This window comes from Sphingomonas sp. NIC1 (assembly GCF_001638925.1).
Lineage (GTDB): Bacteria > Pseudomonadota > Alphaproteobacteria > Sphingomonadales > Sphingomonadaceae > Sphingomonas > Sphingomonas aquatilis.
The window spans coordinates 2,058,545-2,072,933 of sequence record NZ_CP015521.1; the positions used below are offsets into that span (position 1 = coordinate 2,058,545).

Here is a 14,389-nt window from a genome sequence, read left to right on the forward strand (position 1 = left end):
CCCGATCGCGCTCGGCATGGCGGCGCTGGTCCTCGTCATCCTGCTCGCCGCGACGATCGTGATCGTGCCCGAGACGCAGCAGGTGGTGATCCTGCGCTTCGAACAGCCGGTGCGCACGGTGAATGCGTGGAAGCCGAACGAACAGTTCGGGCGGACCGGCGCGGGGCCGATCCTGCGCATTCCGTTCGTCGACCGGCTGGTATGGCTGAACAAGCGCGTGCTGGACGTCGATTACGACAACCAGCAGGTGCTCTCGTCCGACCAGCTGCGGCTCGAGGTCGATGCCTATGCGCGCTTCCGCATCATCAATCCGCTGAAGGCGGTGAACGCGACCGGCAGCACGTCGCAGACCGAGAGCGCGATCACCGATGCGCTGCGGCCGCTGCTCGGCAGCTCGATCCGCAACGAGCTCGGCAACCAGCCGTTCGCGACATTGCTCAGCCCTGAGCGTGACCAGGTGATGGACAATATCCAGGCGCGCCTCCAGCGGCTCGCCAGCCAATATGGCGTGCAGATCGTCGACGTGCGGATCAAGCATGCCGACCTGCCCGACGGCAGCCCGCTCGACCGGGCGCTCGCGCGGATGGCGACGGCGCGCCAGCAGCAGGCGATCACGATCCGCGCACAGGGACAGAAGGACGCGCAGATCATCCGCGGCAAAGCCGATGCGCAGGCCGCGCGCATCTATGCCGAAAGCTTCACTAAGGACGCCGACTTCTACGACTTCTACCGCGCGATGCAGTCGTATCGTCACACGTTCGGGGCAGACGGCGGCCCGGCGCCCAGCGGGTCGACGAACATCATCCTGTCGCCGAACAACAGTTACTTGCGCGAGTTCGAAGGGCGTGGTCGGTAACGGGGAGGCCAGTGGGGCGTTGATTGTCGGCGCCCCGCTCCCCAGCTGATCATTCCCAGCTTTCGGGGCCGTGAACATTCAAGCGGCGTTCAGGCGTTCGGGGCCAGTACGGCCCCGCTCCGGGACGCCATTCAAGAAGAGGATTTCCCCCTAGTGCGCTACGCCTACGCCATCACCAGTGCGCTTCTCCTCGGCGGTGCGACCGCCACGCTCGCGCTGCAGCCGAGCGTTGCCCAGCAGGCCCAGAACGAACCGGGTGCCATTCAGGCGAGCGTGCCGCGCTCGGGCGCGCCGATGAGCTTTGCCGACATGGTCGCCAAGCTGCAGCCGGCGGTCGTCAACATCTCGACCAAGCAGACGATCGTGCAGCGCCAGCAGGCGAACCCGTTCTCGGGCACGCCCTTCGGCGACCTGTTCGGCGGCATGGGCATGGGCGGGCAGGGCGCGCCGGTGAAGCGTGAGGGCGCGTCGCTGGGCTCGGGCTTCCTGATCTCGCCGGACGGCTATGTCGTGACCAACAACCACGTCATCGCGCCGGGCGCGCAGGGCGCGACGGTCAATTCGATCACCGTCACGCTGAACAACAACAAGGAATATACCGCCAAGGTCATCGGCAAGGACCAGGATTCGGACCTGGCGCTGCTCAAGATCGACGCGACCAACCTGCCCTATGTGAAGTGGGGCGACAGCAGCAAGGCGCGCGTCGGCGACTGGGTGCTGGCGATCGGCGAGCCCTTCGGCCTGGGTGGCACGGTGACCGCGGGTATCATCTCGGCGATCAACCGCGTGACCGGACAGGGCGGCGCGTACGACCGCTTCATCCAGACCGACGCCTCGATCAACCAGGGCAATTCGGGCGGCCCGATGTTCGACCTCAATGGCAATGTGATCGGCGTCAATTCGCAGATCTTCAGCCAGTCGGGCGGCAATATCGGCATCGGCTTCGCGATCCCCGCGGCGACCGCCAAGCCGATCATCGAGACGTTCATGAAGGGCGGCAAGATCACACGCGGCTACATCGGCGTGACGATCGGCGGCGCGGTGGACGACGATGCGGCGGCGGCACTCGGCATCCCCAAGAACCAGGGCGAGCTGATCGCCGGGGTCGAACCGACGGGGCCGTCGGCGAAGGCGGGCCTGCGCTCGGGCGACGTGGTGACGCGGATCAACGGCCAGGACGTCAATCCGAACCAGACGCTGACCTACCTTGTCTCCAACCTGCAGCCGGGCACGACCGCGCGCTTCGATATCCTGCGCGGCGGCAAGCCGATGACGATCAACATCGCCGTCGCGACGCGTCCGTCGAACGAGCAGTTGCAGGCGCGCGCCAACGGCGGCGAGGATTCCGGCGGCTTCGGGCCGAACGACGGCCAGGGTGACGACGACGGGTCGGACGATGGCACGACGCAGGGCACCAATGCTCCGCTCGGCCTACTGGTGCAGCCGCTGACGCCGGGTATCGCCCGCGCGATCAACGTCGATCCGACGACGCAGGGTGTCGTGATCGCCGCCGTCGATCCGAGCAGCGACGCCGCCGGCAAGCTGAAGCGGACCGATGTGATTCAGGGCATCAACGGCGTGCCGGTGCGCACTGCGGCGGATGTCGCGCGGGTCGTGGCGCAGGCGAAGGCGGCGGGCCGTCCGCAGGTGCTGTTGCTCGTCCAGCGCGGGCGTGGCGCGCCGCGCTTCCTGCCGCTCAAGGTCAAGTGATCGCGACCGGTACGACAGCACGCCGTCACCCCGGCCGAAGAGCCGGGGTCCCGCTTTGCCGGGCGGCTTGAAAAGCGAGACCCCGGGTTGAGCCTGGGGTGACGGGAAAAGGGTCGCTGCTCTTTCAGGGCGGCGGCCCTTTTCCTTTGGCCGCCCGCCGCGCTACGTCTGCCGCCGAGAACAAGCAGGAGCGCGAGGCATGGCGGACGGGATCTTCATCGGGGCCGGCGAAGGCGAGGGCGGCAAACCGCAGATGCTCGACCTCAAGCGCGCCAACCGTCACGGGCTGATCGCGGGGGCGACCGGCACCGGCAAGACGGTGACGGTGCAGGGGATCATCGAAGGCTTTTCGAAGATCGGGGTGCCGAGCTTCGTTGCCGACGTGAAGGGCGACCTGTCCGGCCTCGCCATGGCGGGATCGCCGACCGCCAAGACCCACGCCGCCTTCGCCGCGCGTGCCGCCGAGATTGGCGAGAGCGACTGGGCCTATGCCGACACGCCCGTGCAATTCTGGGACCTGTATGGCGAACAGGGCCATCCGATCCGCACCACCGTCAGCGAGATGGGGCCGCTGTTGCTCAGCCGGCTGCTCGACCTCAACGAGGTGCAGGAGGGCGTTATGACGATCGCCTTCCACGTCGCCGACAAGGAAGGGCTGCTGCTGCTCGACCTCGACGATTTGCAGGCGATGCTCGCGCATTGCGCGGAGCGGGCGGACGAGCTGACGACGACCTACGGCAACGTCTCGAAGCAGTCGATCGGCGCGATCCAGCGGTCGCTGCTCCAGCTGCGCACGCAGGGGGGCGAGCATTTCTTCGGCGAGCCGGCGCTGGAAATGGACGATTTCCTCCGTATCGACGACAAGGGGCGGGGCATCGTCAACATACTCGCCGCCGACAAATTGATGGCGGCGCCCAAGCTCTACAGCACCTTCCTGCTGTGGCTGATGAGCGAGTTGTTCGAGCATCTGCCCGAGGTGGGGGATCCCGATAAGCCCAAGCTCGTCTTCTTCTTCGACGAGGCGCATCTGCTGTTCGACGATGCGCCCAAGGCGCTGCTCGACAAGATCGAACAGGTCGTGCGGCTGATCCGCTCGAAGGGCGTCGGCATCTATTTCATCACGCAGAACCCGATCGATATTCCCGATACGGTGGCGGGGCAGCTGGGCAATCGCGTGCAGCATGCGTTGCGCGCCTTCACGCCGCGCGATCAGGCGGCGGTGCGCAGTGCCGCCGAGACGTTCCGCGCCAATCCCGGCGTTGATGTGGCGACCGCAATCACCGAGTTGAAGGTCGGCGAGGCTTTGGTGTCGCTGCTCCAGCCCGATGGGGCGCCGTCGCCGGTCGAACGCACGCTGATCAAGCCGCCCGCGAGCCGCGTCGGCCCGGTGACCCCGCAGGAGCGCGGCGTGATGATTCAGACCGACGCGATCGGCGACAAATACGACACGGCGGTGGATCGCGAGTCGGCCGAGGAAATCCTCGCCGCCAAGACGCAGGAGGCGGCGGCGTCCGCGGCGGCGGCACGGGCGGCCGACGATGCGGAAAAGGCGGCGGCGGTGCAGGCCAAGCAGGACGCGCAGGCTGCGAAGGAAGCGGCGCGGGCCGCAGCGGCGCAGGCGAAGGCCGAGGCGCAGGCGCAGCGGGCGGCGGAACGCGAGGCGGCGAACAGCCCTTGGGCGAAGGCGGTGACGTCGGCGACGCGGGCGGCGAGTTCGTCGATCGGGCGGCAGGTGGCGAACGAGATCGGCAAGCAGGTGTTCGGCACGGGATCGCGGCGGTCATCGTCGTCCGGCGGCCTGGTGGGGACGGTGCTGCGCAGCGTGCTGGGGAATTTAATGCGGCGGTGAGGGGGGGCTCCGGTCGCCCCATCCACCGCGTACCCCGGACTTGGTCCGGGGTCCACCGGGCCGCGGGGGCGTGGTTTGAGCCTCTGACCGTCCCCCTCGCAGCGAAGTGGACCCCGGAACGAGTCCGGGGTGACGTGGGGGGCTTGTGGGGGCGATGCGGCCGTCGTCGGTTGTCGGTTTGGTGTGGGCAGTGTTGCTGTAAGGTTTGCCCCGCGTCGTCACCCCGGACTTGATCCGGGGTCCCGCTACCTCGGCGGTTGAAGAAGCGGGACCCCGGCTCAAGGCCGGGGTGACGGGGTATTTTGGGCGAGCGTCGCGTTCGAAGCGCCCCGCGACTTCTCCTCTTCGCGTGCCTATATCCCGGCCATGCATCTGCGCACGCCTGCCATCGTTCTCGCCGTTCGGGCGCATGGCGAGCATGGGGCGGTGGTGCGGGCGTTGACGCGCGACAATGGCGTGCAGCCGGGCTATGTCCGAGGCGGCCGGTCGCGGCAGATGCGGCCGATCCTGCAACCGGCCAACGCGATCCAGGGGGAATGGCGGGCGCGGACGGGGGAGCAATTGCCGGCGCTGACCATCGAGCCGCTGCACAGCCGCGCCGCTTTGCACGGCGAGCCGCTCGCGGCGGCGGCGCTCGCCTGGGTGACGGCGCTGACCGCGGCGGCTTTGCCTGAGGCGCAGCCCTATCCGCACCTGTACGATGGTTTGGGCGCGGTGCTCGATGCGGTGGAGGCGGCGCCGTCCGCGCGTGGCTGGGCGAGCGTGCTGGTGCGGTACGAGCTGCTGCTGCTGGCGGAACTGGGGTTCGGGCTGGACCTTGGCCGGTGCGTGGTGACGGGCGGCGATGTGGATCTGGCCTATGTCTCGCCGCGTAGCGGGGGGGCGGTGTCGCGCGGTGCGGCCTATGGCTATGAGGAGAAATTGTTCGCTTTGCCGGCGTTTCTGCATGCCGGCGGGGCGGCGGAGTGGCCGGATATCTTTGCCGGGCTGGCAATCACCGGCCATTTCCTCAGCCGCGACGTGCTGACCGACCGACACGCCGATCCGCTCGCGGCACGCGCACGGCTGGTCGCCATGCTGAAAAGGGCCGTTGCGTGAGCAAGGCCCGCGCGGCTAGGCAGCGGCCATGGCAATGATCGCTCTCCTCGCCGGTGACGGCATCGGTCCCGAAGTCGTCGCACAGGCGCGCCGCGTGCTCGACGCGCTCGATCTGGACCTTACCTATGAAGAGGCGCTGGTCGGCGGCGTCGCCTATCATCAGGCGGGTCACCCGCTGCCGGAGGCGACGCTGGACGTGGCGCGGCGCGCGGATGCCTTGTTGTTCGGTGCGGTCGGCGATCCGACGTGCGACAGCCTCGAACGCGGCCTGCGGCCCGAACAGGCGATCCTGGGCCTGCGCAAGCATCTGGGCCTGTTTTCCAACCTGCGGCCCGCGACCCTGTTCGAGGGGCTGGAGGATGCGAGCGCGCTGAAGCCGGAGGTGGCGAAGGCGATCGACCTGCTGATCGTGCGCGAGCTGAACGGCGACGTCTATTTCGGGGAGAAGGGCCGGCGCGCGGGCAAGAACGGCGCGCGCGAAGGCTATGACATCATGTCGTACGACGAAACCGAAGTGCGCCGCATCGCGCATGTCGGCTTCCAGGCGGCGGCGAAGCGGCGTGGGCAATTGTGCTCGGTCGACAAGGCGAACGTGCTCGAAACCTCGCAATTGTGGCGCGACGTGGTAATCGAGGTATCGGCCGAATACCTCGACGTGCAGCTCACCCATATGTACGTCGACAACGCCGCGATGCAGCTGGTGCGCAATCCGGGGCAGTTCGACGTGATCGTCACCGGCAATCTGTTCGGCGACATCCTGTCGGATCAGGCGTCGATGTGTGCTGGGTCGATCGGCATGCTGCCCTCGGCCAGCCTGGATGACGCGGGCAAGGGGCTGTACGAGCCGATCCACGGCTCGGCGCCCGATATCGCGGGGCAGGGCAAGGCCAATCCATGCGCGGCGATCCTGTCGGCGGCGATGATGCTGCGCCATTCGCTCAGCGAACCCGCCGCGGCGGACCGGATCGAGGCGGCGGTAGCGCGGGCGATCCGCGACGGCGCGCGCACCGCGGACCTGGGCGGCACGATGAGCACCGCCGCGATGGGCGACGCGGTCCTCGCCGCACTGTAAGCGACGCGCATGAGCACGCTCCTCGAGATCGCGGTCGTCATCCCGACCTTCAACGAGCGCGCCAACGTGCCGACGCTGATCGCGCGGCTCGACCAGGCGCTGGCCGGGCGGCGCTGGGAGGCGATCTTCGTTGACGACGATAGCCCGGACGGCACCGCCGACGTGGCGCGCGAGCTGGCGCGGATCGATCCGCGCGTGCGGGTGATACACCGCATCGGTCGGCGCGGCCTGTCGTCGGCGTGTATCGAGGGGATGTGCGCGACGGCGGCGCCGGTGGTCGCGGTGATCGACGGCGATTTGCAGCATGACGAGACGCTGCTGCCCAAGATGCTCGACCTGTTGCAGGCGGACGAGGCGCTCGACGTGGTGGTCGGATCGCGCTTCGTCGACGGCGGCGGCACGGGCGACTGGGACCGCGATCGCGTCGCCAAGTCGGCCTTTGCGACCAAGCTGTCGCGCCGGGTGCTGAAGGGCGACCTCAGCGATCCGATGAGCGGGTTCTTCGCGATCCGCACCGCGGTGGTGCGCGAACTGGTGCCCGACCTGTCCGCGATCGGTTTCAAGATCCTGCTCGACCTGATGACGACGAGCACGCGGCCGCTGAACTTCGCCGAGCTGCCCTATACGTTCCGGGTGCGAACGGAGGGCGAATCGAAGCTCGATCACGTCGTCGCCATGGAATATCTGATCGCGCTGTACGACCGCATGTTCGGCCGGTTCGTGCCGGTGCGCTTCGCGATGTTTTCGGGCATCGGCGTGCTCGGCGTGGGCGTGCATATGAGCGTGCTGGGCGTCGCCATGCTGGCCGGCGCCGACTTCCTGTTCGCGCAGATCCTGGGCGCGGTGGCGGCGATGACGTTCAACTTCGCGCTCAACAATGCGCTGACCTATCGCGATCGGCGGTTGAAGGGATTCCGCCAGCTGCTCGACGGCTGGGTGTCGTTCTGCGTCGTCTGTTCGGTGGGGCTGGTGGCGAATGTCGGCATCGCTGCCTTCGTCCATGATTTCCGCAACGGCGGCGCGGCGGCGTCGGCGCTGATCGGCATCTTGGTGGGCGCGGTGTGGAATTACGCGCTGTCGTCGAAGTTCGTCTGGGGCCGCTATTAGATCCAGCTCTTCAGCCACATCCAGCCGTGAAACGAGTCCGGGCCTTTGAGCGGCGTCGCGGCGAGGATGGGGTAGAAGTGGACGAACAGCACCGCGGCGGCGGCGAGAAAGGCCTCGTCCCAATAGCGCAGGCGCGCGCGCCAATGGTCGAAGGCGGCGGCGATAGCGACGCACAGCCAGATGCTCGATAAATAGTAATAATAGAAGAAACCCAGCGACTTGGGGATCAGCGCCCACATCGCGACGCTGGCGACCCACAGCAGCGCGACGCCGCCAGCGCGGACGTTGCCGCGCACCCAGGCGTACAGGCAGGCAAGGACGGCGATCAGCCCGCCCCACATCACCACGGGATTGCCGAGCAGCAGGATACCGCGCTGCGCGCCGTCGACGGGCTCGTACAGATACCAGACCGGCCGCCAGTCGAACGCCCACGTCCACCAGGCAGACTGATAGGGGTGGGGCGGTAGAACCTGTGTCTGGCGCGCGTACATGTCGAGCTGGAAGGGGAGCAGCGTCGACAGCGTGAGCGGCTGGGTGCGGTAGAGGAACGCCGGCCAGAAGGTGAGCGCGTAGGTGAGCGCGGCGACCACGCCGAGCGCGGCGAGGGCTGCGAGCGGGTGGAGGCGCGGTTGCGTGCGGTGCGCGAGCAGGAAGGCGAGGCCTGCAAAGCCGATATAGGGCAGCGCGGTCCATTTCGTGCCCAGCGCCAGGCCGAGCAGTACCGCGCCGGCGATCCAGCGCCGCCAGGCCTGCCCGCGCGTCTGTGCCTGCATCGCCCAGAGCAAGGTCGCGACGCCGGTGACGACGAAGGCGGCCATATAGCCGTCGAGCATCGCGGTGCGCGCCTGCACGAAGACGGTGAAGTTGAGGATGGCCAGCGTCGCCCCGATGCCGGCGGTGCGGACGCGCCCGAACAGTAGATACAGGATCGCGAAGACGCCGATGACTACCGCGGTCGCCGCCAGCGTCGAACCGATCCGCCAGCCGAGCGGATCGTCGCCGAACAGCGCCATGCCGGCGGCGATCAGCGTCTTGCCGAGCAGCGGGTGTTCGATGTTCACCGGCCCGCCGAGGTCGCGCAGCATGCGCGCGGCGGGGACGTAATGCACCTCGTCGAACACCAACGTGTGCGGCGTGGTGAGCCGCCAGCTGAACAGCAGTTGCGCGATCAGGCCGAGGCCGAGCGCGGCGGGCAGGGGGCGGTGGAACAGGCGCACCGGGGGCTTGTCGGGGCAAGTGGGCGGGTTGGCAAGCGGGTGCTGTCCGTGTCCGCCCGTCACCCCGGACGTGTTCCGGGGTCCACTTCGCGGCGAGGGGGCGCCAGAGGCTCCGGTCGTCCCCTTGTGGTCCGGTGGACCCCGGAACGAGTCCGGGGTGACGGGGGGGGCGGGGCGGCCGTGTCGCGCAACCGTACCCTGCCCTTGCACCCCCCGTCCGTGTCCGGCAAAGCGGGCGGCATGAAGCGCAAGGCAGGTCAGGACCGTTCGATCACCGCCAATTGGCGCCCCGCGACGCTGGCCGTCCGTGGCGGCACGGCCCGCAGCGAATATGGCGAGACGAGCGAGGCGCTGTTCCTCACCTCTGGCTATACGTACGACAAGGCGGGCGACGCCGCGGCGCGGTTCGCGGGTGAGCAGGAGGGGATGACCTATTCCCGCCTGCAGAACCCGACGGTCGAGATGCTGGAACAGCGGATCGCGTTGCTGGAAGGGGCCGAGGCGTGCCGGACGATGGCATCGGGCATGGCGGCGATGACCGCGGTGCTGCTGTGCCAGTTGCAGGCGGGCGATCATCTGGTCGGCGGGCGCGCCGCGTTCGGATCGTGCCGCTGGCTGACCGATACGTTGCTGCCCAAGTTCGGCATCCAGACCACGATCGTCGATGCACGCGATCCGCAGCAATTCCTCGACGCGGTGCGGCCAGAGACGAAGGTCTTCTTCTTCGAAACCCCGGCGAATCCGACGATGGACGTGGTCGACATTCGTGCCGTCTGCGCGATCGCGCGGGAACGCGGCATCACGACCGTGGTCGACAATGCCTTCGCCACGCCCGCGTTGCAGCGCCCGATGGACATGGGCGCGGATGTCACCGCCTATTCCGCGACCAAGATGATGGACGGGCAGGGCCGCGTGCTCGCCGGCGCGGTGTGCGGGACCGAGGATTTCATCACCAACACGCTGCTGCCCTTCACGCGCAACACCGGCCCGACGCTGTCGGCGTTCAACGCCTGGGTGGTGTTGAAGGGTCTGGAGACACTGGACCTGCGCATCACACGGCAGGCGGAGAGCGCGCTGACGGTCGGCCGCTTCCTGGAAGCCCGCGTGCCGAAGATCCTGCACCCGGGCCTGCCGAGCCATCCGCAGCACGCGCTCGCGATGAGCCAGATGCGCGCGACCGGCCCGATCTTCGCGTTCGAGGTCGCGGACCGCGCGCAGGCGCACGGGCTGCTCGACGCGCTGGCGCTGATCGACATCTCCAACAACATCGGCGATTCGCGCTCGCTGATGACGCACCCGGCCTCCACCACGCATGCCGGCGTGTCGGCGGAGACGCGTGCCGAGATGGGCGTGACCGAGGGCATGCTGCGGCTGAACGTCGGCCTCGAAGACCCGCAGGACCTGATCGACGACCTCGACCAGGCGCTGCGCGCGGTCGGGCTGTAGGGCGGCCGTGAAGCAGCTGTTCCCCCATGCCGCGACAACCGATGGCGTGACCGTGCGCGTCGCGGTCAGCTATCTGCCCGAACAATCGGAGCCGCAGCGGGGGCGCTGGTTCTGGGCCTATCATATCCGGATCGAGAATGAGTCGGACCGGACGATCCAGTTGCTGACGCGCCACTGGATCATCACCGACGGGCGCGGCGCGCGCCATTCGGTGGAGGGCGAGGGCGTCGTCGGCGAACAGCCGGTGATCGCACCGGGCGGGAGCTTCGATTACGTGTCGGGTTGCCCGCTGCAGACGCCGAGCGGCGCGATGCAGGGAAGCTACCGGCTGATCGACGAGGCCGGGCAGGCGTTCGACGCGTCGATCCCCCGGTTTGCGCTGCTGGCGCCGGCGGTCGAGACGTGAGGGGTGGAGATCATGACCCTCACCCTTCCGCGCCTTCGGCGCTCCCTCCCGCATCGGGTCGGACATGCCCCCGGCATGTCCTGCGCAGCGCGGGGCGCTGCGCACCCGATGCGCCCGTCGGGAGAGGGAAGGGGCCCGCGACGCGCAGCGGCGTGGGAAGGGTGAGGGCGGCCCGATGAAGCGCACCCACCTTCCCCTTAACGGCCTGCGTGTGCTGGATGCGGCGGCGCGGCACCTGAGCTTCACGCGCGCGGCGGACGAACTAGCGGTGACGCCGGCGGCCGTCGGCCAGCAGATCCGTGCGCTGGAGGATACGCTGGGCGTGGTGCTGTTCCGTCGCACGACCCGCGGACTGGAGCTGACGCCGGAGGCGGAGGCGGGGTTGCCGGCGCTGCGTGACGGCTTCCTACAATTCGAGGAAGCGGTGCGCGCGATGCAGGCGGGGCAATCGTCCAAGTCGCTGACCATCGCCGCGCCGCGCGACCTGACCGAGAAATGGCTGATGCCGCGCCTTGCCGAAGTGGCGCAGGCGGATGCAGAGCTGCGCTTCGTATTGCTCGCCGCCGACGATACCGGCGATTTCACCGAGGCGAACCTCGACCTGGCGATCCGCTGGGGCGAGGGGCCGGGCGAGCATGAGGGCGAGGCGCTCGAGTCGGAGGGTATGGTGACGGTGGCGGCGCCGGGCGGCGGGGACGCGGCGATCGGCTGGCCGGGCGCGCCGGGCGGCGACGCTGCGGCATTGGTGAAGGTCGCCGATGCAGGGCTCGCGATCGATGCGGCGGTGGCGGGACTGGGGCGCGCGACGGTGCCCGAACTGCTGGCGGCGCGGGGGATCGCGGCGGGGCAATTGGTGACGATCGGCGAGGCACAGCCGTCGCGTATGGGCTATTGGCTGGTCGCGCCGCTGCCGCAGTGGCGGCAGGCCAAGGTGAAGGCGCTGGTTGACGCGCTGACCGCGTGACGCCGATCCTGCATAGCGCGCGGCTGACGCTCAGGCCGCGCGTGGCGGACGATGCCGAGGCGCTGTTCCCGACCATGGCGGATGCCGAGGCAATGCGCTGGTGGTCCTATCCGCCGTTCACGCAGGTCGAGGATCTGCGCGCGCATTTCGGCAAGGCACATCCTGACTGGCGGGCGTGGGCGGTAACGTGGCGCGGCGAGGATCGGGCGATCGGCTTCGTAGCGGCGGGCCAGCGCCGGACTGGCGTGTCGGAGATCGGCTATCTGTTCGCGCGCGAAACCTGGGGGCAGGGCGTTGCGCGGGAGGCACTGACCGCGCTGCTGACGCACCTGTTCGCCGAGGGGCAGCGGCGGGTGTTTGCCGACATCGACCCCGACAACGCGCCGTCGATCGGCCTCGTCGAGCGGCTGGGCTTCGTGCTGGAGGGCCGCCTGCGTGCCGAGTGGGAGACGCATATCGGCGTACGCGATACGCTGATCTACGGCCTGCTCAGGGACGAGTGGCGGGCGTAGCGACCAGCGCCAGCGCGCGCGACACCAACGCGACGAAGGCGGCATCGTCGACGCCTGCGTCGGGGCGATGCCAGTCGCCGACCACCGCATACCAGCGCCCGTCCCGTGCCTGCGCCAGCAGGTTGAGCGTGATCACCCCCGGCTCCGACCCGCCCTTGAACCCGACATAGCGGAAGCGCGCCGCGGTGGCGGGGTCGATGCCCGGATTGATGCCCATGATGCTGCGCACCACCGGTCCCGCGTCGCGCAGGTGGGCAAGCAGGCGCGCCATGTCGCGCGGCGATGCGAACCATTCGACGCTGTCGTTGGCGATCGGACCCGAAGAGAACATCATCGGGTCGATGCGCTGGGTCGCGATTGCAGAGGCCTGCGCGGCGAGGAGGGCGCGACGGCCGGCGGCGTCAGCGCCCTTCCATGCGGCGATGCGCGTAGGATCGGCCTTGATCGCGAAGGCCTCGCGCGTCGTCAGCACCGGCCCGGTGGCGCCGAAGCGCGCGGCCATGGCGTCGACCTCTTTGCGCCCCAGCACGCCGATCAACGTGTCGGCGGCCGTGTTGTCGCTGATCGAGATCATCAGCGTCGCCAGCGCTTGGAGCGTTACCGGCGTCCCTGCCGGCCAGGCTTGCAGGATGCCGGAGGGAAGGGACGGCGCGGCAATTGGCACCACCTCGTCCCAGCGATGCCTACCCGCGGCGACCTGCCGCGCGGTTTCGGCGAGCACCCACAATTTGAACGCGGAGCCGAGCGGGGCGGGCTGGGCGTCGCGGATCGCCAGCACGGGCGTCGGCGTCGCGCCGTCCAGTGCGTAGATGCCGAGCCGTGTCGTGCCGGGCAGCGCCGACAGGTCCTTTTCGATCGTCGCCGCGCTGTCGTCGCTGCGGGTCGTGCCGGTGATGCGCAACCCGGTGATCGCGTGGGGCGCGGCGGGATCGATCGCGATCAGCATCGTCGCGGTGCCGCGTTCGTAGCCGACCAGCAGTTGCGCGGCATAGCGACCTTTCGGGGTCAGCATCGCGATCCGCTGCGGGGCCCCCAGCGAGTCGCGCAACTGCGCGGTGAGCCCCTGCCACTGACCCAGCGGCACGGCCTGACGAAAGGCGGGGGCGAACAAGGTGTCGTATCCCGGACCGCCGTTCAGCACGGGCAGCAGCGCCTCCGCCTGCGCGCGCAGCGCCGGATCGGCGTCAGCCGCGACGGGAGCCGCGGCGGGCGGCGGCGTCTGGGCGCTCGCCGTGACGGGCGCGAGGCAGCCCAGCGCCAGCGCGGCGATCAGTTCTTGAGCTTCCAGCCTTTTCGTAAGAGCACGTAGCATGTCACCCCCAGCACGACGTCCACCGCCAATATCGCGATGCTGCCGACCATGATGGGCGAATCGGCGGTGCCGAGGAAGCCGTATCGGAAGCCCGAAATGATATAGAAGAAGGGGTTGGCATGGCTGAACGCGCGGAACGCGGGGGCCAGGCGATCGACCGAGTAGAAGGTGCCCGACAGCAGCGACAGCGGCGCGATCACGAAATTGGTGACCGCGGCGGCATGGTCGAACTTCTCCGCCCAGATCGACGTCAGCACGCCGAGGAACGACAGGAAGGCCGCGCCGAGGAAGCCGAACCACAGGATCGCGAGCGGGTGCGCCGGCGTCACATGGACACCCGGATACAGCGCCATTGCGCACCAGCAGATGAAGCCGACGAGGAACGCGCGCGTCATCGCGCCGCCGACGAGCGCCGCGAGCAGCTCCGCGGTTGACAGCGGCGGTTGCAAATAATCAACGATCGTCCCCTGGATCTTGCCGACCAGCAGCGAGAAGCTGGCATTGGCGAAGGCGGGGCCCATCATCCCTTGGCTGATGATGAGGCCGGGCGCGATGAAATCGGCGAAGGGGACGATGGTGCCGCCGACCTGGACCGGGCTTTTCGCGCCCGTCGCGATGGTAAAGACGATCAGGAACAGCAAGGTCGTGATCGCGGGCGCCCACACCGTCTGGAGCTGCACCTTGAAGAACCGGCGCACCTCCTTCACATAGAGGGTCTTCAGGCCGCCCCAATTCACGTTCCGGATCACCGGCACGCCGGGTGCGGACCGGATCGCCGATTGGATTTCGCCGATTGGGGGCTGGCTGCTCATGAGCGAAGCGGGTAATCGCCTGCGCAGC

At 68.8% G+C, this 14,389-nt stretch carries 13 protein-coding genes; 10 read left to right on the plus strand and 3 right to left on the minus strand.

Going from position 1 to position 14,389, the window contains the following annotated elements:
• Positions 1–16: 16 nt before the first annotated feature.
• The 6 genes from hflC (at position 17) to A7E77_RS09875 (ending at position 7,692) form a co-directional block, all read left to right on the plus strand.
• Complete coding sequence (hflC, locus tag A7E77_RS09850; RefSeq protein WP_063687609.1) at positions 17–856, plus strand: protease modulator HflC; 840 nt, start codon at positions 17–19, stop codon at positions 854–856.
• Between the two features lie 153 nt (positions 857–1,009).
• A complete protein-coding gene (locus A7E77_RS09855; protein WP_063687611.1) occupies positions 1,010–2,566 on the plus strand; it encodes a Do family serine endopeptidase in 1,557 nt (518 codons plus the stop codon).
• Between the two features lie 199 nt (positions 2,567–2,765).
• Entirely contained in the window at positions 2,766–4,415 is a 1,650-nt protein-coding gene (locus A7E77_RS09860; protein WP_063687613.1) for a helicase HerA-like domain-containing protein, read from the plus strand.
• Between the two features lie 366 nt (positions 4,416–4,781).
• Positions 4,782–5,513 carry a DNA repair protein RecO gene (gene recO / locus A7E77_RS09865; RefSeq protein ID WP_151895474.1) on the plus strand — a complete coding sequence of 244 codons (732 nt, stop codon included), beginning with the start codon at positions 4,782–4,784 and terminating at the stop codon, positions 5,511–5,513.
• A gap of 34 nt (positions 5,514–5,547) precedes the next feature.
• Entirely contained in the window at positions 5,548–6,585 is a 1,038-nt protein-coding gene (gene leuB, locus A7E77_RS09870; protein ID WP_063689856.1) for a 3-isopropylmalate dehydrogenase, read from the plus strand.
• Positions 6,586–6,594: 9 nt separating this feature from the next.
• A complete protein-coding gene (locus A7E77_RS09875; RefSeq protein WP_063687617.1) occupies positions 6,595–7,692 on the plus strand; it encodes a glycosyltransferase family 2 protein in 1,098 nt (365 codons plus the stop codon).
• Here the strand turns inward: A7E77_RS09875 and A7E77_RS09880 are convergent.
• On the minus strand, positions 7,689–8,909 hold the full coding sequence (locus A7E77_RS09880) for a phospholipid carrier-dependent glycosyltransferase (RefSeq protein WP_017977597.1): 1,221 nt from the start codon (positions 8,907–8,909) through the stop codon (positions 7,689–7,691). The genes A7E77_RS09875 and A7E77_RS09880 overlap by 4 nt on opposite strands.
• 240 nt (positions 8,910–9,149) lie before the next feature.
• On the opposite strand from A7E77_RS09880, the gene A7E77_RS09885 reads away from it, so the two are divergent.
• From A7E77_RS09885 to A7E77_RS09900, 4 genes are all read left to right on the plus strand, one after another.
• Positions 9,150–10,355, plus strand: coding sequence for a trans-sulfuration enzyme family protein (locus A7E77_RS09885; protein WP_063687619.1), 1,206 nt, complete (start codon positions 9,150–9,152; stop codon positions 10,353–10,355).
• A gap of 7 nt (positions 10,356–10,362) precedes the next feature.
• A complete protein-coding gene (gene apaG / locus A7E77_RS09890) occupies positions 10,363–10,761 on the plus strand; it encodes a Co2+/Mg2+ efflux protein ApaG (RefSeq protein WP_043059851.1) in 399 nt (132 codons plus the stop codon).
• Between the two features lie 175 nt (positions 10,762–10,936).
• The gene (locus A7E77_RS09895) at positions 10,937–11,725 is read left to right on the plus strand and encodes a LysR family transcriptional regulator (protein ID WP_063687621.1); all 789 of its coding nucleotides are present in this window, start codon (positions 10,937–10,939) and stop codon (positions 11,723–11,725) included.
• Complete coding sequence (locus A7E77_RS09900; protein WP_063687623.1) at positions 11,722–12,237, plus strand: GNAT family N-acetyltransferase; 516 nt, start codon at positions 11,722–11,724, stop codon at positions 12,235–12,237. Before A7E77_RS09895 ends, A7E77_RS09900 begins: the two co-directional genes overlap by 4 nt.
• Here A7E77_RS09900 and A7E77_RS09905 read toward each other — a convergent pair.
• Complete coding sequence (locus A7E77_RS09905; protein ID WP_063687625.1) at positions 12,215–13,549, minus strand: serine hydrolase; 1,335 nt, start codon at positions 13,547–13,549, stop codon at positions 12,215–12,217. The genes A7E77_RS09900 and A7E77_RS09905 overlap by 23 nt on opposite strands.
• Positions 13,507–14,361 carry an ABC transporter permease gene (locus A7E77_RS09910; RefSeq protein WP_017977603.1) on the minus strand — a complete coding sequence of 285 codons (855 nt, stop codon included), beginning with the start codon at positions 14,359–14,361 and terminating at the stop codon, positions 13,507–13,509. Before A7E77_RS09910 ends, A7E77_RS09905 begins: the two co-directional genes overlap by 43 nt.
• Between the last annotated feature and the right edge of the window lie 28 nt (positions 14,362–14,389).